Origin of the sequence: Sorangium sp. So ce185, assembly GCF_051526825.1 — a bacterium.
GTDB classification, from domain to species: Bacteria; Myxococcota_A; Polyangia; order Polyangiales; family Polyangiaceae; genus Sorangium; species Sorangium cellulosum_D.
In genome coordinates, this window is sequence record NZ_CP150316.1 from 7,739,096 (window position 1) to 7,761,733 (window position 22,638).

Annotated in this window: 21 protein-coding genes; 15 read left to right on the forward strand and 6 right to left on the reverse strand. The window is 71.9% G+C overall.

Going from position 1 to position 22,638, the window contains the following annotated elements:
- The first annotated feature begins 9 nt into the window (after positions 1 to 9).
- Positions 10 to 603, forward strand: a complete 594-nt coding sequence (locus tag WMF26_RS28180; protein ID WP_437995197.1) for a hypothetical protein — start codon at positions 10 to 12, stop codon at positions 601 to 603.
- A 10-nt stretch (positions 604 to 613) separates the two neighbouring features.
- Here WMF26_RS28180 and WMF26_RS28185 read toward each other — a convergent pair whose 3' ends face one another.
- A complete protein-coding gene (locus tag WMF26_RS28185) occupies positions 614 to 1,348 on the reverse strand; it encodes an SDR family oxidoreductase (RefSeq protein WP_061622260.1) in 735 nt (244 codons plus the stop codon).
- A gap of 240 nt (positions 1,349 to 1,588) precedes the next feature.
- On the opposite strand from WMF26_RS28185, the gene WMF26_RS28190 reads away from it, so the two are divergent.
- A complete protein-coding gene (locus WMF26_RS28190) occupies positions 1,589 to 2,551 on the forward strand; it encodes an AraC family transcriptional regulator (protein WP_437995198.1) in 963 nt (320 codons plus the stop codon).
- Positions 2,552 to 2,658: 107 nt separating this feature from the next.
- Positions 2,659 to 3,192, forward strand: a complete 534-nt coding sequence (locus WMF26_RS28195) for an EF-hand domain-containing protein (RefSeq protein ID WP_437995199.1) — start codon at positions 2,659 to 2,661, stop codon at positions 3,190 to 3,192.
- Positions 3,193 to 3,228: 36 nt separating this feature from the next.
- On the opposite strand, the gene WMF26_RS28200 is transcribed toward WMF26_RS28195, so the two are convergent.
- On the reverse strand, positions 3,229 to 3,939 hold the full coding sequence (locus WMF26_RS28200) for a hypothetical protein (protein WP_437995200.1): 711 nt from the start codon (positions 3,937 to 3,939) through the stop codon (positions 3,229 to 3,231).
- Between the two features lie 468 nt (positions 3,940 to 4,407).
- Here WMF26_RS28200 and WMF26_RS28205 point away from each other — a divergent pair, with 468 nt between their 5' ends.
- Positions 4,408 to 5,019 carry an ester cyclase gene (locus WMF26_RS28205; protein ID WP_437995201.1) on the forward strand — a complete coding sequence of 204 codons (612 nt, stop codon included), beginning with the start codon at positions 4,408 to 4,410 and terminating at the stop codon, positions 5,017 to 5,019.
- Between the two features lie 106 nt (positions 5,020 to 5,125).
- On the opposite strand, the gene WMF26_RS28210 is transcribed toward WMF26_RS28205, so the two are convergent.
- Entirely contained in the window at positions 5,126 to 7,459 is a 2,334-nt protein-coding gene (locus WMF26_RS28210; protein WP_437995202.1) for an SdrD B-like domain-containing protein, read from the reverse strand.
- A gap of 846 nt (positions 7,460 to 8,305) precedes the next feature.
- Positions 8,306 to 9,142, reverse strand: coding sequence for a helix-turn-helix domain-containing protein (locus WMF26_RS28215; RefSeq protein WP_437949260.1), 837 nt, complete (start codon positions 9,140 to 9,142; stop codon positions 8,306 to 8,308).
- Between the two features lie 144 nt (positions 9,143 to 9,286).
- On the opposite strand from WMF26_RS28215, the gene WMF26_RS28220 reads away from it, so the two are divergent.
- The 6 genes from WMF26_RS28220 (at position 9,287) to WMF26_RS28245 (ending at position 14,226) form a co-directional block, all read left to right on the forward strand.
- Positions 9,287 to 10,150 (forward strand): SDR family oxidoreductase, encoded by an 864-nt coding sequence (locus WMF26_RS28220; protein WP_437995203.1) that lies wholly within the window; start codon positions 9,287 to 9,289, stop codon positions 10,148 to 10,150.
- A 58-nt stretch (positions 10,151 to 10,208) separates the two neighbouring features.
- Positions 10,209 to 11,345 (forward strand): penicillin-binding transpeptidase domain-containing protein, encoded by a 1,137-nt coding sequence (locus tag WMF26_RS28225; protein WP_437995204.1) that lies wholly within the window; start codon positions 10,209 to 10,211, stop codon positions 11,343 to 11,345.
- Positions 11,346 to 11,383: 38 nt separating this feature from the next.
- Positions 11,384 to 12,016, forward strand: a complete 633-nt coding sequence (nth, locus tag WMF26_RS28230; RefSeq protein ID WP_061626106.1) for an endonuclease III — start codon at positions 11,384 to 11,386, stop codon at positions 12,014 to 12,016.
- A 7-nt stretch (positions 12,017 to 12,023) separates the two neighbouring features.
- Complete coding sequence (ung, locus tag WMF26_RS28235) at positions 12,024 to 12,707, forward strand: uracil-DNA glycosylase (RefSeq protein WP_437949262.1); 684 nt, start codon at positions 12,024 to 12,026, stop codon at positions 12,705 to 12,707.
- A 7-nt stretch (positions 12,708 to 12,714) separates the two neighbouring features.
- On the forward strand, positions 12,715 to 13,479 hold the full coding sequence (locus tag WMF26_RS28240; RefSeq protein ID WP_437995205.1) for a YkgJ family cysteine cluster protein: 765 nt from the start codon (positions 12,715 to 12,717) through the stop codon (positions 13,477 to 13,479).
- Positions 13,480 to 13,608: 129 nt separating this feature from the next.
- The gene (locus WMF26_RS28245; protein ID WP_061628095.1) at positions 13,609 to 14,226 is read left to right on the forward strand and encodes a glutathione S-transferase family protein; all 618 of its coding nucleotides are present in this window, start codon (positions 13,609 to 13,611) and stop codon (positions 14,224 to 14,226) included.
- A 189-nt stretch (positions 14,227 to 14,415) separates the two neighbouring features.
- On the opposite strand, the gene WMF26_RS28250 is transcribed toward WMF26_RS28245, so the two are convergent.
- On the reverse strand, positions 14,416 to 16,038 hold the full coding sequence (locus WMF26_RS28250; protein WP_437995206.1) for a DUF1552 domain-containing protein: 1,623 nt from the start codon (positions 16,036 to 16,038) through the stop codon (positions 14,416 to 14,418).
- 258 nt (positions 16,039 to 16,296) lie between these two features.
- On the reverse strand, positions 16,297 to 17,190 hold the full coding sequence (locus WMF26_RS28255; protein WP_437995207.1) for a phosphotransferase family protein: 894 nt from the start codon (positions 17,188 to 17,190) through the stop codon (positions 16,297 to 16,299).
- Positions 17,191 to 17,374: 184 nt separating this feature from the next.
- Here WMF26_RS28255 and WMF26_RS28260 point away from each other — a divergent pair, with 184 nt between their 5' ends.
- From WMF26_RS28260 to WMF26_RS28280, 5 genes are all read left to right on the forward strand, one after another.
- Positions 17,375 to 18,307 carry a PP2C family protein-serine/threonine phosphatase gene (locus tag WMF26_RS28260; RefSeq protein WP_437995208.1) on the forward strand — a complete coding sequence of 311 codons (933 nt, stop codon included), beginning with the start codon at positions 17,375 to 17,377 and terminating at the stop codon, positions 18,305 to 18,307.
- 238 nt (positions 18,308 to 18,545) lie between these two features.
- Positions 18,546 to 19,391, forward strand: coding sequence for an aldo/keto reductase (locus WMF26_RS28265; protein ID WP_437995209.1), 846 nt, complete (start codon positions 18,546 to 18,548; stop codon positions 19,389 to 19,391).
- A gap of 626 nt (positions 19,392 to 20,017) precedes the next feature.
- Positions 20,018 to 20,842: a hypothetical protein gene (locus tag WMF26_RS28270; RefSeq protein WP_437995210.1), complete on the forward strand. Its 825-nt coding sequence runs from the start codon at positions 20,018 to 20,020 to the stop codon at positions 20,840 to 20,842.
- Between the two features lie 223 nt (positions 20,843 to 21,065).
- On the forward strand, positions 21,066 to 21,599 hold the full coding sequence (locus tag WMF26_RS28275) for a TetR/AcrR family transcriptional regulator (protein WP_437995211.1): 534 nt from the start codon (positions 21,066 to 21,068) through the stop codon (positions 21,597 to 21,599).
- On the forward strand, positions 21,596 to 22,627 hold the full coding sequence (locus WMF26_RS28280; RefSeq protein ID WP_437995212.1) for an SDR family NAD(P)-dependent oxidoreductase: 1,032 nt from the start codon (positions 21,596 to 21,598) through the stop codon (positions 22,625 to 22,627). The genes WMF26_RS28275 and WMF26_RS28280 overlap by 4 nt, the downstream gene beginning before the upstream one ends.
- Positions 22,628 to 22,638: the final 11 nt, after the last annotated feature.

Consider the following 22,638-nt stretch of genomic DNA (forward strand, 5'->3'; position numbering starts at 1 on the left):
GTGCCAATGATGATCCGTTCCTCTCTTGTTCTCGCCTTTCTCCTCGCCGGGTGCGGGGGGCAGACGTCCGCGGCCTCGCAGGCGCCGGCGCCGGCGCCGGTCGACCGCGCGGCCGGCCTCGCCGCGTTCGAGACCGTGCGCAGCGTGCTCCAGCATCCTCGTTGCCAGAACTGTCACCCCGCGGGCGACGTGCCGCTGCAGGGCGACGAGGGCCGTCTTCACAACCAGTTCGTGCTCCGCGGTCCCACGGGCCACGGCATGGCCGGGGCCGAGTGCACGACGTGTCACGGGCCGGCGAACCCGCCGAGCAGCTACGGCGCGCACGTGCCGCCCGGCGTGGCGAAAGGCTGGCACATGCCGCCGCCCGACATGCCGATGGTGTTCGTCGGCGTCGCCCCGGGGGCGCTGTGCGAGCAAATCAAGGATCCGGCGCGCAACGGCGGCAAGGACATGGCGGCGCTGCGCGTCCACCTGGAGGATCCGCTCGTGACCTGGGGCTGGAACCCGGGCGCTGGCCGCACGCCCATCCCGACGCCTTATGCCGAGTTCGTGGCCGCGTGGGAGACGTGGGCCCGCGCGGGCGCGCCCTGCCCGGGTGGGTGATCTCTTCCTATCAGTGCGGGCTCGCCGTCGGACGGACGACGATCTCGCTCACGTCGACGTCGTCCGGCTGCTCGATCGCGAACGCGATCGCGCGGGCCACGGCGTCCGCGGAGATCGCGGTCTTCCGGAACTCTTTCATGGCCTGCCGCGCGCTGTCGTCCGTGATGGTCTCGGCCAGCTCGGACTCCGTGACGCCGGGGGAGATCACGGTCACCCGCAGGTCGGTGGACTCCTGCCGGAGGCCGTCGGAGATGGCCCAGACCGCGAATTTCGTCGCGCAGTACACGGCGGCCGTCGGGACCACCATGTGTCCGCCGATCGACGAGACGTTGACGAAGTGCCCGTGGCCCTGCGCCTTCATGATCGGCAGCCCGGCGGCGATCCCGTGCAGGACGCCGCGGATGTTCACGTCGATCATGCGATCCCACTCCTCGATCTTCAGCGATGACAGGGGCGAGAGCGGCATGACGCCGGCGTTGTTGACGATCACGTCGACGCGGCCGAACGTCGCCCGCGCGAAGTCGACGAAATCGGCCACGTCCTGCCGCTTGGTGACGTCCACGGCTCGATGCTCCACGGTTCCGCCCTCCGCGCGGATGGCGGACGCGAGCTTCTCCAGCCGGTCCGTGCGCCGGGCGCCCACCACGACCCGGGCGCCGCGCCGGGCCAGGAGGCGCGCGGCGGCCTCGCCGATACCGCTGCTCGCGCCGGTGATCACAACGACCTTACCCTCGATACCAGGCATGAGAGACTCCTTGATTCGCTCGCTCTCCAGCGCGGGATTGCGCCGGTCACGGGGAGAACCTAGGCCTCGACCGCGAGGGCGCGGTAGTCGGTTCCTGGACGGGTCTTGCCCGATCCTGCACGGCGTGCGTCCAGCGCGATCGGCGGCCCCCCGCGCGCGGCAGGGCAGTCAGCCGACGCCGGAGCGCCCTCGCGGGCCCGCCGGTTGGGCGGAGCCGGCTCGATGAGGTAGCCTGGGCCCATGCAGGCAAGCGCCCCGGCGGCAGAGGAGCTGGATCGCGAGATCGAGCGGCGACTCGCGGAGCTGGCAGCCCTGATCGAGCGGTTCACCGCCGAGGACGGCATGCGCGCGACGGCCGTGAAGGGCATGAGCCTGATCCGCGCCTCGCGCCCCTCCGAGCCGCTGCACACCGTCTACAAGCCGATGGTGTGCCTCATCGCCCAGGGCCGCAAGCAGGTGATGCTGGCGGACGAGGTGGTCGTCTACGACCCCGCGCGCTACCTGGTCGTCACGGTCGACCTGCCGCTCGTCGGCCAGGTGCTCGTGGCGTCGCGGGAGCGCCCCTACCTGTGCCTCGCCCTCGAGCTGGAGCCCAGCGACGTCGGCGCGCTCCTCACCGAGCCCGGTCTCCCCAGGCCGAGCGCGGCGTCCGGCGGCGAGCGCGAGGAGCGCGGCCTGTTCGTCAGCCGGACGGACCTCCCGTTGATCGACGCGGCGCTGCGGCTCATCCGCCTGCTCGAGACGCCTCAGGACATTCCCATCCTCGCGCCGCTCGCCGTGCGCGAGATCCACTATCGCCTGCTGAAGGGCGAGCAGGGAGCGCGGGTCCAGCGGATCGCCCTGGCCGGCAGCCAGGCGCAGCGGATCGCCAAGGCGATCAGCCTCGTGAAGAGCAACTACACCCGGCCGCTGCGCATCGAGGCCATCGCGCGCGAGGTGCACATGAGCCCCTCGGCGCTGCACCATCAGTTCAAGGCCGTCACGGCCATGAGCCCGCTCCAGTACCAGAAGCAGCTCCGGCTCCAGGAGGCGCGCCGCCTGATGCTCGGCGAGGTCGTGGACGCGGCGACCGCCGGCTACCGCGTCGGCTACGAGAGCCCGTCGCAGTTCAGCCGCGAGTACAGCCGGCTGTTCGGCGCGCCGCCGTCGCGCGACGTCGCGCGGCTCCGGAGCATGATGGGCTCGAAACCGGCGATGGGGTAGCCCCCAAAAAAATTCGGAGCGCGCGTAGGGAGGGTCGGCCGGGCAGCGTCCCAGGAGCAGAAGCCGGCAAGAACAGGCTGGCCCTTGCACCAAGGAGCACGACCATCATGACCCTCTCCAAGCTCTCGAACACGGCCCGCAGCGCGATCCATCGCTTCATCCTCGGCGGCTTCCTCGCGACGGCCGTGCTCGCCGGCGGCGGAGCGGCGTACGCGGCGAGCGGCGCCGCGGAGACGCAGGCGCCGCGGCAGGACAAGGACGCCCGGCGCGAGCACCGCCCGAAGGATCCGGCCCGGCTCATCAAGCGCCTGGACAAGAATGGCGACGGCAAGCTGACCGTCGCCGAGCTCCCGGAGAAGGCGCAGAAGCGGCTGGGCAAGGCGGACACGAACAAGGACGGGACGCTCTCCGCCGAGGAGCTCAAGGCGCACGCCGAGCAGCACAAGAAGGCGCGCGCGGCGAAGCAGCAGGCGCGCTTCGCCCGGAGCGACAAGAACGGCGACGGCTTCCTCACCAGGGACGAGGTGGGCGACAAGCGCTGGGAGCGGGTGAAGGCGGCGGACGCGAACCGCGACAACCGGCTGACCGCCGACGAGCTGCGCGCGGCGCGCCTCGCGCGCAAGCAGCCGGCGGCGCGGTAGCGCTTCCCCGGGATCCCCGCCCCCGGACCTCGCCGCTCATCGCCGAGAGCGCCGCGGCGCCCGCCTCGCTTGCGCGGGGCGGTCTGCGGCGGGCGCGTCGCTCTCCCCGGGCGCGATGGGCGACGAGGTCGCCTCGCCGGGGGCAGGAGCTCCCTCGTCGCCAGCGAAAGGCGCCGCGTCCGCGGCGGCGGCAGGCGCTGCCGCGTCGCCGGCGCCGGGCGCCGCCTCCGCGGAAGCACCCGCCGGGGCGGCGGCGCGGCGCTTCCGCGGACGTTTGGGGAAGAGCGGAAGCTGCTGCTCGAGCACCTGGCTCCGCCACGCGAGCAGCGTCTGCGCGCGCCGGCGCGCCGTCTCCTTCGCGATGCCGGCGGTGGAGCGGTACAGGCGCCGCGCCAGCGCGACCGCGGTGGGCGCCGCCGGCTCGAAGAGATCGGGCGCGACCTCCTTCACGACGTCGCACGCGAAGATCGCGCGCCGCAGGAGTGCCCGCTCGTCGGCGGTGCTCGGCGGGGCGGCGAGCAGCCCGCGACCAGCGGGCGTGATCGAGGCGTCGTCGTCGCCGAGCCAGCCGAGGACGCGGGCGGCGGCGAGCGCATAGCCGACGTGGCGCAGGGAGATGCCCGTCTGCTGCGCGATCTCTTCCTTCGCGGTCGCCCCTCCTGCGAGCGCCTCGAGCACGCGCCGCACGTTGGCGAGGTTGTCGGCCTGGGGGATCTCGGTGCTGCGGAGCAGGCGGGTCGGCGGCATGGTCGGCGAGGAACCCCCGGCCCCGGCCGGGAGCCGACACCATAGCGCGCGCCGGAGCAGAGCGGACCTCGAACGCGTCCGCCCGGCGACGGCGGTAGGCCGCGGCGGGGCCGGCGGCGGGACCGCGGTGGGGTCGGCGGCAGGGAGCCCGCGGCGCCGCTGGGCCGAGGCCCCTGCCCTCACCCGGCCCTCCGAGCGGCGCCCCATCCCGCGAGCGGTGCGGCGCCCCTGGCGTCGGCGCTGCGGTGCCACGCCCCCGCGCCGGCGATGACCACGCCGTCGCCGCCGTACCCCCCGAGCGCTCGTCGACGGCGACCCGGCGCACCTGCCTCCAGGTCGACGGGCACGATCCTATGCGCCGCGAGCCACCGAAGCACGCCAGACCCGACACGCGCTGTCGATCGGTGCCCGACACGGCGGGTCGACCGTCGTCAATCCCTCGGCTCAGACGCGCGAATCACGCGGCGATTGTCCTCCAGCGCGAACGATTCGTTCGCGCCGACAGGCTTGTTGAGCGTTCCGCCGAAGGCCAGAGTGCCGGGCATGGCCCGATCGACGCTGAAACAAGCCGCGCTCTCGCGGCGGCTCCTCTTCTTGGCCCTCACGGGGGTCGCCGGCTGTGCGCCCCTGAAGGCGCGCAGCCCGTCATCAAGCGGTCTTACGCCTGACGAGGCGCATCAAGAGACGGTCGTGCGCCGCTACTTCGACGAGGTCTGGAGTCAGGGCCGCCTCGAGGTCCTCGATGAGCTGCTCGCCGCTGGTTACATCAACCACACGCCGAGCACGCCCAATCCGCCGCCGGGCCCCGGTGGCCTCAAGCCCATCGTGGCCGCGTTTCGTGTCGCGTTCCCGGACCTCCACTTCACCATCGAGGACCTCGTCGTGAGAGACGACCGCGTGGCGGTGCGCGTCAGGATGGAGGGCGTACATGAAGGACCGCTCTTCGGGATCGCCGCGACCCATCGCCGTGTGAGCGTGGAACAGATCAATATCGAGCTGTTCCGGGGAGGGAAGATCGCCGAGCACTGGCGCGTCACCGACGAGCTCGGGCTGATGCGGCAGCTCGGCGTCGCCCGATGAGCGATCCCTGGAGAATGAGGCTCACCGGGCGCCGAGGGCGGCGTGACCTCGATGTCCGGGCGCGCGGTACGCGCCCGTCCCGAGGCCAGCTCGCCTGTCGCGCCTCTTACCGACCGCGGCAGCCGTGGCCGTGGTGGTGGTCGTGGTCGCGGTCGTGGCCGTTGCCGTCACAATCGACGTCATCGCGGTGGGGCGCGCAGAGGCGACCGTTGTTGTACGCGTCGAGCTTGTCGGCGAGCGGCTCGCCGCTCTCCCACGGCGAGTTGCAGCCCCGGTCCTTGACGTTGCTGCCGAGACGGTACTTCTTGAGCCAGGCGTCTGCCGCGGCGATGGTGCGCTCGATGCAGCTCGACTGATTGCCGATGCCGACGTTGAGCTTGGCGACGATGAGGTGCTTCGCGAGGATGTACGTGACGTCGCCCTTGGTCGGGCGGCTGATGATGTCGAGGAGCTGGGCCTTCGTGTACGTCTTGCCGCCGATGGTCAGCTTCGAGACCTTCCATGCGTTCGGGTGGTTCTTCCAGTAACCGGGGGTGCCGGTGCCGGGCGACGCGCACTGGCAGGCGCCGCAGTCGGCCGCGCAGCTCGAGCAGTCCTCGACGCCCGCCTTGCAGACCCCATCGCCGCAGACCGGCGCGCATGCCCCGCAGTCGGCCGCGCAGCTCGAGCAGGTCTCGCCGAACTCGCAGACGCCGCTGCCGCACACCGGCGGGCAGATGCCGCAGTCGCTCGGGCACTCGAGGCAGTTCTCGCCCGCCTCGCAGCGGTCGTTGCCGCAGACCGCGGGGCAAGCGCCGCAGTCGCCGGCGCAGTTCGCGCAGTCCTCGCCGGTCTCGCAGACGTTGTTGCCGCAGACCGCGGGGCAGGCGCCGCAGTCGTCCGAGCAGGTGCCGCAGTCCTCGCCGGCCTCGCACGTGCCGTTGCCGCAGACGGGCGGGCAGGCGCCGCAGTCGGCGCTGCAGCTGCTACAGGTCTCGCTGGCGTCGCAGGCGCCGTCGCCGCAGGTGGGCGGGCAGACGTCGCAGTCGGCGCTGCAGCTGCCGCAGTCCTCGCCGGCCTCGCAGGCGCCGTTGCCGCAGGTGGGCGGGCAGATGCCGCAGTCGACAGCGCAGGTAGAGCAGCTCTCGTCGCCACCGCAGACGCCGTTGCCGCAGGAGAGCTGGTAGCCGAAGTCCGCGTCGAGCAGGTCCTGCGCCCAGCCGAGCGAGACCGTGCCCACGTTGTCGAGCCCGCCGTCCGGATCCGCCGTCGGCTCCTGCCCGGCGAGCGGGCCGCTCGTCATGAAGTTGTCGGCGGTGACGACCACCGAGTAGGTGCCCGCCGAGAGCGTGTCGAAGAGGTAGAAACCGGGCTGGCCGGTGTAGGGGCTGTCGCCGGTGATGGTGAAGTCGATCAGCTGGTCGCCCTGGAACAGCTCGACGCGGACGCCGTTGACGCCGAGCTCGCCCGTCTCCGGCTCGTAGAGCCCGTCGGCGTCGCTGTCGAGCCAGACCGTGTCGCCGATCGATGAGTACGTCACGTAGCCGAAGTCGGCGTCGGACACGTTCTCTCCCGCGTCGAGCGACACGGCGAGCGGCTCGTCGTCGGTGGTCAGCTGGTGCCCGAGCGGGAGCGTCGCGTCGTCGACGCTGACGACGTAACAGCCTGCGTCGAGCTCGCCGAAGCGGTAGGCGCCCGCCGCGTCGGTCGCGGTCGTCTGGAGGGCGGCGCCGTCGGCGGATCCGTCGCAGCCCGCGTCGGCGAAGAGGTCGACGACGACGCCGGAGATGCCGAGCTCGGAGGCGTCCTCGAGGCCGTCGGCGTTCGCGTCGAACCACACCTTGTCGCCGATGGATCCCTTCGGCGTCGTGTAGCAGATCTCGAGGAATGGGCGCTGGGACGGGTCCGTGTGCGCGCTGCCCCGGTACGACGTCTTGCCGTTCTCGTCCTCCTCGAGGAGGATCCCGTGGTTGGGCGAGACGCCGCTCACCCACTCCTGGACGAGCTCCGTGAGATCGAGCTCGCGCCACGCCGAGCCGCCGGACTCGAACGACGTGAAGAACGTCGGATCGATGCCGCCGAGGTTGTTCCAGGTGACGTCCGCCTCGCTCCAGGGGGCGAGCACCCGGTGAGCGCGGACGGTCTGGGCCGTGCTGCTGTAGGTCAGGACGTAGAACTTGGCCGACGTGACGAGCGAGCTCGCGGGGATGGCGCCGAGCTCGAAGCCGAACAGGGCTCGTTTCTCGCCGACGGTGCTGGAGTACCCCGTGTTCACCTCGAACGGGGTCGGGACGTGATAGCTCGGGGCGAGGCTCCAAATCTCGGCGTTGTAGATGTCTCCCAGGGCGCCCCGCTGGATCACGGTGCACGTGGGCGTCGGCGCGGCGGTGGTGGCGAGGCTCGAGGCGGTGATGAGCAGCGTGGCGAGCGCTGCGGAGGACGCGATGGATATCTGCTTCATGGGTAGCTCCTTGGAGGTCCTTGCGAGGATCGAACCACGATGGAGCGTCATCCGAGCCGCATGCGCCATGACACACGGGTCAGGCGAAAGTCGGTTTCGTGGGCTCCGGTCAGACCGCGCCCCGCGGGCTGATAAGGATCAGATCAGGCGCGCGAGGCGTCAGCGCAAAATCGGAGAGCGGATGCGCACAGGTCCAGTGTTCAAGTTAGCAATACGATCGTCGAACTGTCCAGACATTTGCGAGGGACAACCCTCAAAAGAACATCGCGTTGCTGACGGTTCGCACGGTTCGCGCGGTTCGCGCGGTTCGCGCGGTTCGCACGATTCGCGGCCACGCGGTGACGTTTTTGGGCACCTCGCCCCAGGCCTTCACGCTCCACAAAAGGGAGCGCTGCACCCGAGGAGGATCTCGGCGCACTCAGCACCAAACGCTCCGTGCGGCAGCGCCCTGCGTCGCTCGGAGCTCACCAGAACCGGATCGAATACAGCGAGGTTGGTCCCGATTTGATGCTGAATGCGCACAGGACCATTTTTCAAATTAGTAAATACTCACTTCGATTGTCCAGACCTTTTTTTGTGGGTGAGCGTGTTCTTCGTTTCGCTCGCCTCGTTCGACGCTCGCGGTGACGACGGCGGCGGGCTCGGTTCGTCCGCCGCGCGGTGAACACGTGCTGGTTCAGGACGCGCACGCGGGGAGTCCCCGGACGTCCGTCGATTGTCACGGCGCTTTATCGCTCTGAACGGAAAATGCACCGGGCAAAGGAGCCGCCATGACGCCAATGCCTGCAGGGACGGGCACCGGGAAGATCGCGCTCGTGGTCCCGAGTGAACGGGGCAATCCCGGCGCTACGGCAGCGGGTGCTCGCCCGCACGGCCCGCGGGCAACGCGATGGAGCCGCACTGCCCCGCCCGAGGGAAACGGCGCTCCACGAAGCCCCGCGGCGTCACCCCGAGCAGCTCGCGGAACTCGGCATTCAGATGCGGCTGGTCGGAGAAGCCCAGCTCGACGGCGAGCTGCGCCCAGCTCGAGGTGCCGATCCTCGAAAGCACGCGCCGAAGGCGCGCGATGCGGGCATAGCGCTTGGGAGAGACGCCGATCTCGTCCTGGAAGATCCTCCGCAGCTGTCGCTCGCTCAGCCCGAGCCCTCGCGCCAGCGCGTGCACCCGCTCGGGCGGGAGGTCAGCCCCGCCATCGAGCAGCCGGGTGGCGCGGTCCAGGAGCCTCACGCGCGAGGCGTCGTCCACGGCGCGCTCGCCGCGCGCGCCCTCGAGGACGAGCTCTTCGAGCGCGCGGAGCACCCGGTCGATGTCGCCTTCCGCCGCGGCCAGCGCGCCGCGAGCTCGCGCGCCGCGCGCGCCCCACAGGTCCTCCAGGGCGACGGCGCGGTCGGCGAGCTCGTGGAGCGCGGCGCCCAGGAGCGGGCGAGCGCAGCCCGCACGGAGCCCCACGCGCACGAACAGCGGCTTCGACGAGCCTGCCTTGTACGTGGCCCGGGTGCTCGGACCGACGGCCATCAGCTCGCTCGCACCGGCGGACGGTCTGCAGAAGACGAGCGACGCACCCGTGTCCGGAAGGCGCGCCCACAGCGAGGTGTCACCCGGCCGAGCCGCCACCACGATGCTCGACACATAAGGTCGCAGCCGCGCCGGAGGCAGCAAGACGCGCTCGAAGGGCACATCCATCGAGGCGAGATCCTACACGCCGGGATCGGGTGCCGCAACGCCACCGCGCTGTCCGATTTCTTCAAGATGCCGGCGCGCGCGCGCCGCAAGCTGACCTCTCGAAGGCACGCGAGACGCGTGGACCGTACGACGAGGGAAGCTCAGATGATCCTGATAACCGGTGCCACCGGCACCATCGGCAGAGAGGTCGTGAGGCAACTGGTCGAGAGGGGCGCGCCGATCCGCGCCATGACGCGCGATCCAGCGCGCGCCGCGGCGCTCGGTCGCGAGGTGGAGCTGGTCCGCGGCGACTTCGACGATCCCGGCTCGCTGCGGGCCGCGCTCCGAGGGGTCGAGGCGCTGTTCTTGCTCAGCGCGCCCGGGCCGTCGATCTCGGCGCATGACGTGGCCACGGTCGATGCGGCGCAGAAGAGCGGCGTGAAGAAGCTGGTGAAGCTCTCGGCCTTCGGCGCCGACCTCCGATCGCGGGTCGGAGACTGGCACCGGGCCGGCGAGCACGCCGTGCGGACGTCGGGGCTCGCGTGGACCTTGCTCCGGCCCGTGGGGTTCGCGTCGAACGTGCTGCAGTGGGCGGCGGCCATCCGCGCGGGCGGCGCGGTGCCCGTCTGGACCGGAGACGGCCGGCAAGGGATCATCGACCCAGGCGACGTGGCGGCCGTCGCCGTCGCGGCGCTGACGTCGGATCGGCACGACGGCAGGATTTACACGCTCACCGGCCCCGAGCTGCTGAATGCGCACGATCAGGTGGCGATCCTGGAGGGGGCGCTCGGGCGCTCCATCGAGACGACCGATGTTCCGCCGGACAGGGTGCGCGATCAGATGCTGGCCGCGGGCGCCGCGCGCGAGCTCGCGGACGCCGTCTTCGAGGGCGTCAGCTTCCTGCGCGAAGGCCGGGCCGCGACGCTGAGCGACGATGTCGAGGCGGTGCTCGGCCGCGAGCCGCGGCGCTTCGAGGCGTGGGTACGCGAGAACCTCGCGGCGTTCGGCGGCGCCTCGGGCGCGGCCTGACGGGGACGGCGCCGCGCGGAACTTGGCCCGCGCGCGCCCCCTCTGGCATCTGCTCCACGTGCGATCGCGTCTCTACCTCGCGCTCGCCGCCGCGGCCGCCCTGTGGATCGCGCCGGCGACGGCATCCCCGGCGCCGCCCGGCGTTCGCAAGCTCCACGTCGAGGGCGGCGCGGTCCACGCGGCGGTCGGCGCGTCGAGCAAGCAGGTGCGCCTCACGCTCGACCCCGATCTCCAGCGCGCCGCCGAGCGCCTCCTCGCCCGCTCCGGCGCGCCCGAGGGCGCCATCGTCGCCTCCGACGTCCGCACCGGCCGCATCCTCGTCTGGGCCAGCCGCGGCAAGCGCGACTACGTCGCGACCCCGCTCGCCCCGAGCGCGAGCCTCTTCAAGATCGTCACCGCCGCGGCGCTCCTCGAGGCCGGCAAGGTGAACGTCGCGACGCCCGTCTGCTACACGGGCGGCATGAGCGCGATCACCGCGCGCGACCTCCAGGGCCGCGGCGCCACCTGCACCGTCTTCGGCGAGGCGCTCGGCCGCAGCATCAACGGCGTCTTCGCCCGCCTCGCCGGCCAGCACCTCACGGCCGCCGACCTGCGCCGCAAGGCCCGCGATCTCGGCTTCGACGGCGAGGTCCCCATCGACGTCCCGGGCGCGCCGAGCACCGCCCAGATCCCGGACGACGCGCTCGGGCTGGCCCGCGCCGGCGCGGGCTTCTGGAGCGGCCGCCTCAGCCCGCTCGGCGCCCTGTTCGCGATGCAGACCATCGCGAACGACGGCGAGCGCGTCCGGCTCTCGCTGCTCGCGCCGCCGGGCGCGCAGGCCGGCGGCGACGCGGCCGCGCCGCGGAGCACCGACGGCCGCGGCCTCCGGCCCGAGGTCGCGCGCACCCTCCGCTCGATGCTCGAGGTCACCACGCGGCGGGGCACCTGCGCCAAGGCGTTCCGCAAGCCGGACGGCACGCGCGCCCTCGGCGCCATGCCCGTCGCCGCCAAGACCGGCACGCTGGTCGGCGGCAGCCCCTCGCGGATGTTCTCGTGGTTCGCGTCGTTCGCGCCGTCCGACCGCCCGGAGATCGCCGTCTCCGTGATGCTGGCCAACGACATCGCGTGGCGCACCAAGGCGAACCTCGTCGGCCGCGAGCTGCTCGAGATCTACTTCGGCCGGAAGCGCCCGGGCCCCGTCGCCCGGCGACGCTGACGGACGGCGCCGGGCTGGGCTACCCTGCGGCGAGCCGCATGAACGCCCGAGACCGCATCCCCCCCCTCCTCCAACACCTGCGCGAGGCTTACCCCGACGCGCGCTACGAGCTCGACTGGGAGACGCCGCTCGACCTGCTCGTCGCGACCATCCTGGCCGCGCAATGCACGGACGAACGCGTCAACCGGGTGACCGCCACCCTCTTCAAGAAGTACACGACGGCGCAGGCGTACGCCGACGCCCCCACCGAGGTGCTCGAGGAGGAGCTCAAGCCGACCGGCTTCTACCGGCAGAAGACGAAGACCGTGAAGGCCGCGTGCCAGGCGCTCGTCGCGCGCTTCGGCGGCGAGGTGCCCGGGAACATGGCCGACCTCACGTCGCTGCCGGGCGTGGCCAGGAAGACGGCGAACGTCGTGCTCAACACGGCGTTCGGCCTCCCCTCCGGGATCATCGTCGACACCCACGTCGCCCGCCTCAGCGGCCGCATCGGCCTCTCGAAGCGCGAGAAGCCCGAGCAGATCGAGGAGGACCTCATGCGGCTCGTGCCGAAGGATCAATGGACCTTCTTCGGCCCTGCCATGGTCCTGCACGGCCGGTACACCTGCGTCGCCAGGAAGCCCAAGTGCGCGGAGTGCCGCATGAGCGATCTCTGCCCGAAGGAAGGGGTCTGAGCGAGAGATGAAGATCGATCTGCCCGGCTCGTGGCAAAACGTGCTCGCGGAGGAGCTCGAGAAGCCCTATTTCCAGCAGCTGACGCGCTTCCTTTCGGCCGAGCGCGAGGCCCACCGGGTCTTCCCGGCCGAGGAGGACGTCTTCGCCGCGTTCAAGCTCACGCCGTACGAGCGCGTGCGCGTGCTGCTCCTCGGCCAGGACCCGTACCACGACGAGGGGCAGGCCCACGGGCTCTGCTTCTCCGTGCGCCCGGGCGTCCCGCCGCCGCCGTCGCTCGCCAACATGTACAAGGAGGCGCTCGCCGATCTGCCGGACTTCAAGGTCCCGAGCCACGGCTGCCTCACCGCCTGGGCGAGCCAGGGCGTGCTGCTGCTGAACACCGTGCTCACCGTCCGCGCGCACACGCCGAACTCGCACAAGAACCAGGGCTGGGAGACGTTCACCGACGCCGTGATCCGGAAGGTCAACGACCGGCCCGATGGCGTCGTGTTCGTCCTCTGGGGCGGCCACGCGCAGAAGAAGGCGAAGCTCATCGACGCGCGCCGCCACACCGTCATCAAGGCGGCCCACCCCTCGCCGCTGTCGGCGAGGAGCGGCTTCTTCGGCAGCAAGCCGTTCTCGACCATCAACGCCGCCCTGCGCGCACGCGGCGCCGGGGAGATCGACTGGCGCCTCCCGGAGCTCGAGTAGCGCCGCGATGCCCCGGCAGAAGCGCCCCCTGCCGCTCGCCCCCGGCACGCGGTACACCCCCGCCGTCCTCGAGGGCATCGCCGACGGCGAGCGCGCCGCGCTCGCGCTCTCGCTCGGCGAGCGCACCGAGGCCGGCGCCGTGGCGGCCGCGGCCGCGGCGCTCGCGCGCGCGGAGGCGCTGGAGGAGGCCGCGGTGGCCGCCGAGCCGCCCGCCCGGCCCATCGCCTGCCGGGCCGGCTGCTCGACCTGCTGCGTCAGCAAGGTGCTCGTGCTGGCGCCGGAGGTGCTGCGCATCGCGGCCCACCTGCGCGCCACCCGGACCGAGGCGGAGCTCGCCGCGCTCGCCGAGCGCGTGCGCGCCGCCGACGCCGCGACGCGCGGCCTCTCCCGGCTCGAGCGCGCCGAGGCCCGGGTCCCCTGCCCGCTCCTCGACGAGCGCGGCGCCTGCTCGGTCCACGCCGTCCGCCCGATCGTGTGCGCCGGCTGGAGCTCCCTCGACGCCGCGGCGTGCGAGCGCCACTTCGCCGCGCCCGCGGCCGTCCCCACGGCCCCGATGCACCGCCCGAGCTACGAGGTCGCGAACGCCGTGCTCGCCGGCCTGGGCTGGGCCGCGCGGGAGCAGGGCCTCGACGCCGCGCCGCTGGAGCTCATCGCCGCGCTGCGCATCGCGATCGAGCGCCCGAACGCCGGCGAGCGGTGGCTCGCGCGCCTGCCCGTCTTCGCCGCGGCCCGCGACGCCGAGTGGCAGGCGGACCGCCGGCGCGAGGCGTGATCGCGCGCCCCGCCGCGTCCCGGACCCCACCAGGACGGTTGGCAAGCCACGGAATCCGTCTACTCTGACGCGCCGCGGAGGCCGCCGTCCGCCGGCGCCTCTCGACAGGACACAGGACAAGGAGGATCCATGAAGGTCTACGGACATCCCATGAGCACGTGTACGCGCAAGGTGCTGACGGTGCTCGCCGAGAAGGGTCACGAGGCGCAGGTCGTGGTCATCGACCTCGGGAAGGGCGAGCATAAGCAGCCCGAGCACCTCGCGCGCCACCCCTTCGGCGTGATCCCGGTGCTCGAGGACGAGGACTTCAAGCTCTACGAGTCGCGGGCGATCATCCGGTACCTCGACCAGAAGCTCCCGGGCCCCTCGCTCACGCCGACCGAGCTCAGGGCGAAGGCGCTCATGGATCAGTGGCTCAGCGTGGAGCAGTCCTATGTCTCCGGGCCCGCCATCAAGATCCTCTACCAGCGCGTCCTGCTCCCGATGCGCGGCCAGCAGGGCGACGAGTCCCTCGTCGCGTCGGCCAAGGCCGAGCTCGCGAAGGCGCTCGACATCGTCGACAAGGCGCTGGCCGGCCAGGAGTACCTCGCGGGCTCGACCTACTCGCTGGCCGACATCTCGTGGATGCCGTACATGCAGTGCCTCGCGTTCACGAAGGTCGACGACCTCATCAACGACCGGCCGAACGTCGCGGCCTGGTGGAAGCGCGTCAGCACGCGTCCCGCCTGGGTGAAGGTCTCGTCCTGATCGCCGCGGCCCTGCCCTGAACGGGCGGGCCGCCCTCCGCGCCGGCGCGCCGAGCGGCCCGCCGTGGTGGCCCGCGCCGGGGATGCCCGCGCGGGCTGCTCGCCGGAGCGGGCCCGAAGCTGCTGCGGCGGCCGGCCGCGCTCTCCTCCCGAACGCCCCTCGCCGGCGCCTCCCGTCGCGCAGGGCCGCTCAGGAGCTCGCCTTGAGCGCGGTGAACTCGCCTGGATCGTGGATGGTGGGGGGATGGATCCCGCCTCCGATGAAGTCTTCCGTCCGGTCGTACATGCCGAAGTGGGTCACCGGCTCGGAACCGCCCGGCGCCGGGAAACCATCCGGGCCCGCCTTGACGCCGAGGGCGTTCATCAAGCTGCAGAAGTACTTGTTGATCGGCGCGTTGGCGAGCGACGGATCGGTCCCCGTGGCTTGGCTGACCCCGTCGACCTCGGTCGGACCGCCGTCGACGCACGTGATCTCGCTGTTGCCGGTCGTGAGCTCGGGCGAGCCGTCCTCGACGTTGACGGCCCAGCCGGTCTTGAAATAGCCGCCGGCGCTGCCGACCTGGACGATCGGCAGGTTGTTGAGGTTGCGGGCGCAGCCGTCCGACACGTCCTGGAACCAGACGGCCGCACAGTTGTCGAGGAGCGTCCCGTCGCCCTCGTCGATGCGGTTCAGCTGCTCGACGAGGTGGGCGAACTTCCTCGCATAGTAGTCGTCGATCTTGAGGAGCATGTCGATCACACCCGGGACGCAGGTGCCCACCATGCCCGCGTTGTCCAGGCGACCCGAGAGACTGGCGCTCTCTTGTGTCAGGCCGAGCCCCTTGAAATAGTAGTTCCCGGGGTATTTCAGGAAGATGACGGGGTTCGCGTTGCACGCCGCCGCGAGCACGGCGAGGTTCGAAGAGAGGTCCGCGCCGTCGAGGCTGTCCGAGATTCGCCGCGTCAGCATGTCGTCGGTGCTCGAGGTCGTGCTCACCAGGTCGACGTTCTCTTGCGTCGCGCCGAGCGCGGTGGCGAGGGACGTGGTGCAGTTCGGAGAAGCCACCACGGTCCCTGTCGCGTGGAGGAGCTCCTTCCAGGCTGCGAGCTTCTGCTTGTCGGCGCGGCTCATGTCGAGCCGCTCGAGGGTCTGCAGATCATCCTTGACGAGGTCGAGGACGCTCTTGCCGCGCATCGCCGCGTAGGTGTCCGGAGACGTCGGCTCCCCCGCGTGGAAGAGGCCCGTGAGGGTGCTGAAGGCCTGCGACGCGTTGAGGCCCCTGAAGAGGGTCTCCGCGGCGGAGTACGAGATCGCCGACTGAGGGTTATCGCGCTGGCCAGCCGTGCTCAAGAGCAACGGAGTGCCTTGCGGGCTGAGCTGTCGTGCGATGACGTGGTCCAGCGAGGGACCGGTCGGCTTGGCGTTGAACTTCGTCTCTTGGGCGAAGCTGAACGGGTCGTCGCTGTTGGGCGTGACCGGGTGGCACGTGAAGTACGACCCGTTCACCTGCGTGTGGCGATCGTTCCCCTGCCCCCGCGCCATCGTCGCCGTCCACTCGTTCATCGCGCGGATGCCTCGGGGCATGAGGAGCTTGTCGACGTAAGGCGCAAGGTGCTTGAGCGTCGTCGACTGGAGGTCCGCGGCGGTGAGCGGGCCGTGCGACTTCTTCGGGAAGAACCGCGTCGTGATGCAGCCATAGTGCGTGTACATCACGATCAGCCGCTTCGGCGGCGTGGCCGGCTGCGCCTGCACGGCGCGATCCGTGATCGAGCTGAGGAACGGCGCCGCGAGGCAAGCTCCGCCCACCCCCCGGAGGAAGATTCTTCGGTTCACGCGCTTTGCCATGGTCGTATTTTCCCAGCTTCAATGAACGCAAACGCCCGGCCGCCACCAGGAACGCCCCCTGAATGCCCGCGTTCGCCACGTCGCCATCCTCCCTAAATGCCCGCTGCGCGCGGACGTGATCCTCGCCCCTCGGAGGTTCCGGACCCCGAGCGACGTTTCCGCGTCCTCGCTGCCCAGGTAGGGCGCCGGGCGCGCATGGCGCCGCAGCGGTACGACGCGGGCAGCCGTGCCCGCGTCAAGCCCGGCTCAACGATCCTCTTGAAGCGTTTGTAGAATCCGGCCGCGGACTTCCACGGCCCGGCGCGAGCTCGGCTCCACCCCATCGAGCAGCCCCACCAGGTTGAACAGGTCGAAGGCCGCGGCCCAGCGCTCGAAGTCGTCGGCGAGCGGCGCATGCGCGCGGTACGCGCCCGCGAACGCCGCCACGAACTCGGCCCCTGGCCCCCAGCGCAGGAGCTGCCCGACGTCCATCAGCCTCGGTCCGGAGTACGCGAACTCCCAATCGAGCACGAGGAGCTCGCCCGACGGGAGCCAGTGCAGGTTGGAGGCCTTGAAGTCTCCATGCAGGAGCACGGGGGCCGACGCGCGCTCGCGGAGCGCCCCGTCGCGCGCGTCGAGAAAGGCGCTCACGCGCTCGCCGAGCTCGCCGCGCAGGGCTGGAGCCAGCCTGTCGAGGACCGAGGCGACGTAGCTCCGAAGCGCGCCCACGCAGTCGGCGAACGGCGCGGCGACGGCGAGATCCGGCCCGAGGAAGCCCGCGCTGTCGAAGCCGACGCCGTGGATCTCCGCGAGCGCGCGCCCGGCCGCGGCGCCGCACGCCGCGGTGTCCTGGAGGGGCCCGTGGGCGACGTGCTCGAGCAGGAGAAAATCATCGCCCGCCGACAGGACCGCCGGGACGCGGAACGACCTCCAGCCCCGCGCGAGCAGGCTGGCCTCCTTCGACGCCGCGCCCGGATCTCGCCGGTACACGCGCAGCACACGGTCGGCGCCGAGGCGCACGTTCACGTTGGCGAGCCCGCCGGCGAGCACCTCCACCTCGCCGGAGAACGGCCCGATGCGCCGCTCGATCTCGGCGCGATCCAGGGTCTGGACGTGCGCGGCGCGCTCCCACGCGCGCTCGGGGTTGCGGGCGAGCCTCATGCGCCACTCATGCACGAAGCGCGCGGCGCGTCGAGCGCGCGCCGGCGATCCGGCCGCCCAGCGCGAACGTGGCGCCCGCAGCGCTCGCCGGCGGCCGCTCCACGCCCGCGCAACGGCCCGCCGCGGCGGCCTCACGGGCGCCGGCGCCCTCCCTCGGACGCCGCCCTCGGAGTACGCTACGCGCATGCCCGTGTACCGCTCGTTCGCCATCGAGCACGCCGCGTCGGTCGCCGCGGCGGCCCGGACCGACGTGGGGCTCAGCCGCGAGCACAACGAGGACACCTTCCTCATCAGCGACCTCGCGCGCGGGCTCGCCCACGGGCCCGCGGCGGCCCAGGCGTCGGCGGAGCCGCCGCTCGCCCTGGCGCTCGGCGTCTACGACGGCTCGGGCGGCGCGTCGTCCCCCGACGCGGCGAGCCGGCTCGCCGCGCGCACGGTCCACGCCGCCCTCGCCCGAACCGCGCCCCGCTCGAGCGACGCGCTCGAGCGCGGCCTGCTCGCGGCGCTCGGCGAGGCCGGGCGCGCCGTCCGCGACAACGCCCGGAGGAGCCCGCAGCACCGGAGCAGCGGCACCACCGCCACCGTCGCCGCGCTCTGCGACGAGCGCCTGTTGCTCGCGCAGGTCGGCGACAGCCGCGCTTACCTCCTCCGCCGCGGCGCCCTCACGCAGGTGACCCGCGACCAGACCCTGGTCCAGTCGCTGCTCGAGAGCGGCAAGCTCCGGCCCGACGAGGCCGCCACCTTCGAGCACCGGGGCGTGATGCTCCAGGCCCTCGGGCTGCGCGAGCGCCTCAGCATCGCGCTCTCCGCCGTGGAGCTCCGCCGCGGGGATGCCCTGCTGCTCTGCACCGACGGTCTGAGCGACCTCATCGACGACCGGCACATCGCCGCCGCGCTCGACGCCCACCCCGATCCGGCAGAGGCGGCAAGCGCCCTGATCGGCGCCGCGCTCGCCGCCGGCGGACGCGACAACGTGACGGCGCTGGTCGCGCGGTTCGACGGCCCGTGGCTCGCCCCGCCGGACGGCGACGGTTCCCTGGAAATCATCGAAATCTCTCGATTCTCCGAGGGGCCTACCCGCCGCTACGACGGCCCGCCGACCTCGGGCGGGACGTGAGCGCGACGGGCGCGCGGCGGGCAATCGGCACAGCCGCTCATCGCCTGTCCGGGCCGTCCTCGAGCGAGGAATTTTTCACGACAGGGCGACATCGCCGACAGCCGGCCTCGGCCCGATCGGACCGCGCTCGGGCTTGCCTTCCGCGGTGATTTCAGCGATCCCACTCGGACGGGGCTCGCCTCGGCGAGGGGGGGAGCCGCATGCTGTCTTTCGGGACGGAGCGGAGGATCATCGTTCTATGGAGCAGCGCACACTCGGTTCTACGGGCGTCAAGATTCCGGTCGTCGGACAGGGCACCTGGCAGATGGAGGCGGACGACGAGGCGGGCTGCGTCGACGCCATCCGGCGGGGGCTCGACGCGGGCATGACGCACATCGACACGGCCGAGATGTACGGCTCGGGCGAGGTCGAGACGCTCGTGGGAAAGGCGATCGAGGGGCGCCGCGACGAGGTGTTCCTCGTCTCCAAGGTATTGCCCAGCAACGCGAGCTACTCCGGCACCATCGCCGCGTGCGAGCGCAGCCTGGAGCGGCTCCGCACCGACCGGCTCGACCTCTATCTCCTCCACTGGCCCGGGTCGCACCCGCTCGAGGAGACCTTCCGCGCCTTCAAGGACCTGAGGGCCCAGGGCAAGATCCGGTATTTCGGCGTCAGCAACTTCGACCAGGCGGAGCTCTCGAGGGCCATCGCGATCGCCGGAGTGAACGAGATCGCGTGCAATCAGGTGCTCTATCACCTGCTCGAGCGGGCGGTCGAGCACCGGGTGCTGCCGCTCTGCGAGCGGCACGGCATCGCGGTCGTCGCCTACAGCCCCTTTGGCTCGGGCCGGTTCCCGGCGCCGGACGGCACGGCGGGCAGGGTGCTCGCGTCGATCGCCGCCGCCCACGGCGTGACCCCGCGGCAGGTCGCGCTGCGCTTCCTGCTGCGCCGCCAGCCGGTCTTCGTGATCCCGAAGGCGGCGAGCGCCGCGCACGCGCTCGACAACGCGGCCGCGGGCGATCTGCGCCTCACCAGCGAGGACGTCGCCCGCCTGGAGACGGCGTTCCCGCTCGGGCGCGACCGCGGCGTGCTGCCGACGCTCTGAGGGCTCGAGTCCGCGCCGGCGGCGGGTCGGAAGAGAAGAGAGAGTTGACATTGAAAATGTGAACGATCACAATGCGTGCCTCACCGCGACCGCGGCGAGCGGAGATCCAGCGAGACGATGGCCATGTCGGAGCTGGATTTTCCGGCCATCAAGCAGCCTGCTCGGCATCGCGCGCCAGCGCCCAGCGGCGGAGCGCGCGCGGGTGCGCGCGGTGAAACATCCAACGGAAACGACCTCACGCGGAGGGCGCGCCTCGTGGAACGCTGCCGGTGAGGGCGAGATCGCGCCTGGGAATTCCAATGACCAACCAACCCACGTTCGCTCGAATCACATTTGTCGCGGCACTGGTCGGCTCTTACGCCCTCTCGGGTTGCAGCGGTGACGGGGATCACGGCACGGGCGCGTCGGGCAACACGCCTCAAGCCGGGACGGGCGGGGCCGCCGTCTCAGGCAGCGGCGGCGGTGCCACGACCGGCGCGTCCACGGGAGGCGCTTCGGCGAGCGCGGGAGGTGAAGGAGGCGGCGCCACGGGCGGTGGGGCGCCCAGCGGCGGAACGACGGCGGCCGGCGGCGAGGCCGGCGCTGGAGGCGCGACGGGCACGGGCGGCCACGACGAATTCGAGCCGGTGACCATCTCGTTCGGGACCACGCTCGATCCGCGCGCTGTGGTGCTCGAGGCGCGAGCGCTCGCCACGTCCGTCGCCGATCCAGGCTCGCCGCAGTGGCGCGCCAAAGGCGACCAGCGCAGGACCTATCGCTTTCAAGCCGCCGGCGCCGACGTTCCTTACCGCGTCTGCGTCCCGAATCGCTGGGACGGCACGTCGGAGCTGCCCCTCGTGATGTTCTTGCACGGCGCTGGGAACGACGAGAGCTCGTACCTGGATCAGAACAACAAGCAGATGGTGACGCTGGCCGACCAGCATGGCGTGCTGCTGGTCTCGCCGCTCGGCTACAACGGCGCGTACGGTAACTTCCTGCGGCTGCCGGCCGTGTTCGGGCAGCCCGAAGAGGCGGAGAAGCTCCTGGCCATGGTCACGCCCGAGCGCGTGCGCGATCAGGAGCTCAGCGAGAAGGACGTCATCAACGTCCTGGAGCTGGTGCTGAACGAGTATCCGATCGATCGCAGCGCGATGTTCCTCACGGGACACTCGATGGGGAGCGGCGGCACCTGGTACATCGGCGGCAAATACGCCGACTACTGGACGGCTCTGGCGCCCATGTCCGGACCCTTCGTCCAGGAGTCGGGCTATCCTTGGGACCGGCTGCGCGACATGCCCATCTTCGTGACGGAAGGGACCCGCGGCACGCCCTCCCTGACGGGCAGCCACGAGCTGCGCGACTGGATGACGGCTGGCGGCTACGCGATCACGTACAAGGAAGTCGACGCGGACCACGCAGGAATGGTCCCGCTCGTGCTGCCCGACGTCTTCGACTTCTTCGACCGTCCCTAGGGAAGCAACGGCATGGCCTGCTGGAGCCCGTCGGTCCAGTCGTGGTCAAATTGGAACATGAAGGCGGGAAGGTGGGAAGAAAACCTTAATAATCTTCCCGCCTTCCCGCCTTCATGTGGACGCTCTCTGGGCAAAGTTGACCACGACCGTCGGTCCTGCGCTCGATGGAACGCGCTCATGTTTGTCCCTTGAAACTGAACCGTCTGGACGGTATAGAAACGAGGTGCCAAGGCCAAGCCAGCGCGACCGCATCCTCGCCGCCGCCGCCGTCATCGTTCGCCGCGACGGCAGCGATGCGCTGACCCTCGATGCCGTCGCGGCCGAGGCCGGGGTGAGCAAGGGCGGGCTGCTCTATCACTTCGCCTCGAAGGAGGCGCTCGTGGAGGGCCTCGTGGGGGCGCTCGTCGCCAACTTCGATCGCCGGCTCGCGCAGCGCGAGGACGGCAGGCCGGGCTCCTTCACGCGCGCCTATCTGCACGCCACCGTCGAGGGCGAGGTGCCCGACCGGACCAGCGCCGCGCTGCTCGCGGCCGTCGCGCTCGCGCCCCACCTCCTCGAGCCGCTGCGCGAGCGCTACCGTGCGTGGGCGGAGCGGCTCGACCGCGACGGCATCTGTCCGGTCGACGCGCTGGTCGTCCGGCTCGCCGTCGACGGGCTCTGGATGGCGGAGCTGCTCGGGCTGGACCCGCCGCCGCCCGAGCGACGGACCGAGGTCATCCGGCGCCTGGGGCAGCTGAGCGAGGGGCGCGGCCCGTGACGTCGTCCTCTCGCCGCAAGGCCATCCTGCGCGCGCTCGCCTGGGGCTCGGTGATCGGCTCGTTTCCGGTCTGGTTCTCGGCGTTCCTCGTCGTGCCCTTCCTCCCGCTTTCGGTCGGGGAGCGCGCCGTCCTCGCCGCCGTGCTCATCGGGGCCGGCGAGGTCATGTTCTGGGGGGCGGGGCTGGTCCTCGGCGCCGAGGCGCTCGCGCGCTTCCGGCCTCCGAAGGTCGATACCGGCGAGAGCTTCCGCGGCAGGCGGGTCGTGGTGGTCGGGGCCACGGGCGGGCTGGGCGAGGCCGTCGTGCGGGCCTTGGCGAGGGAGGGCGCGGAGGTCGTCCTCGTCGCGCGCGACGGCGCGCGCCTCGCTCGCCTCGCGGGGGCACACGGGGCGGCGCACCACACGGCCGAGCTCGCGGCGCCGCAGCTGCGCGACGTGGCAGCGCGCGTGGGGCCCGTCGACCACGTGGTGTGTGCGACCGGCGTCGACGTGCGCAAGGGGCTGGACGCGCACACCGACCAGGATGTCGAGCTGGAGCTGGCCGTCGATCTCGCGGGGCCGATCCACGTGGCGCGCGCCTTCCTGCCCTGCTTGCGCCCGGGGGGCGTGATCGCCCTCTTCGGCGGCTTCGGCGACGGAACCCTCGCGCTGCCGTACTACTCGGTCGACGTGGCCGCGCGGGCCGGGCTGGCCGGCTTCTGCAGCGCGGTGAACCGCGAGCTCGCCGCCGAGGGGCGGGCCGAGCTCCTCTGCTATGTCGGCCCGGCGCCGGCGGACACGGCGGCCGAGCGCCCCTTCGCGGACCTCTGGCGCCGCGCGGGGAGCGCGCTCGCGCCGCCGGAGAAGGTCGCCGACTTCGTGCTGGCCGCCCTGCTCGCGAGGAAGACGAAGGCCGTGATGGGCGCTTCCACGCGGCTGCTGCTGCTGCTGCAGGCGCTCGCCCCGCCCCTCGCCGACCTCGTGATCGCCCGGCGCATCGGGCCGCACCTGCGGCACGCATTCGGGGCATCGGGGCGAGCGAGCGACTGACCGTGGCATAC

Coding starts and splice junctions, on each gene's coding strand:
- WMF26_RS28195 (WP_437995199.1), top strand. CDS start 2,659: ATGACCCTCTCCAAGCTCTCGAACACGGCCCGCAGCGCGATCCATCGC.
- WMF26_RS28215 (WP_437949260.1), bottom strand. CDS start 9,142: ATGGATGTGCCCTTCGAGCGCGTCTTGCTGCCTCCGGCGCGGCTGCGA.
- WMF26_RS28190 (WP_437995198.1), top strand. CDS start 1,589: ATGCAGGCAAGCGCCCCGGCGGCAGAGGAGCTGGATCGCGAGATCGAG.
- WMF26_RS28260 (WP_437995208.1), top strand. CDS start 17,375: ATGCCCGTGTACCGCTCGTTCGCCATCGAGCACGCCGCGTCGGTCGCC.
- WMF26_RS28210 (WP_437995202.1), bottom strand. CDS start 7,459: ATGAAGCAGATATCCATCGCGTCCTCCGCAGCGCTCGCCACGCTGCTC.
- WMF26_RS28255 (WP_437995207.1), bottom strand. CDS start 17,190: ATGAGGCTCGCCCGCAACCCCGAGCGCGCGTGGGAGCGCGCCGCGCAC.
- WMF26_RS28220 (WP_437995203.1), top strand. CDS start 9,287: ATGATCCTGATAACCGGTGCCACCGGCACCATCGGCAGAGAGGTCGTG.
- WMF26_RS28200 (WP_437995200.1), bottom strand. CDS start 3,939: ATGCCGCCGACCCGCCTGCTCCGCAGCACCGAGATCCCCCAGGCCGAC.
- WMF26_RS28185 (WP_061622260.1), bottom strand. CDS start 1,348: ATGCCTGGTATCGAGGGTAAGGTCGTTGTGATCACCGGCGCGAGCAGC.
- ung (WP_437949262.1), top strand. CDS start 12,024: ATGAAGATCGATCTGCCCGGCTCGTGGCAAAACGTGCTCGCGGAGGAG.
- WMF26_RS28265 (WP_437995209.1), top strand. CDS start 18,546: ATGGAGCAGCGCACACTCGGTTCTACGGGCGTCAAGATTCCGGTCGTC.
- WMF26_RS28180 (WP_437995197.1), top strand. CDS start 10: ATGATCCGTTCCTCTCTTGTTCTCGCCTTTCTCCTCGCCGGGTGCGGG.
- WMF26_RS28240 (WP_437995205.1), top strand. CDS start 12,715: ATGCCCCGGCAGAAGCGCCCCCTGCCGCTCGCCCCCGGCACGCGGTAC.
- WMF26_RS28245 (WP_061628095.1), top strand. CDS start 13,609: ATGAAGGTCTACGGACATCCCATGAGCACGTGTACGCGCAAGGTGCTG.
- nth (WP_061626106.1), top strand. CDS start 11,384: ATGAACGCCCGAGACCGCATCCCCCCCCTCCTCCAACACCTGCGCGAG.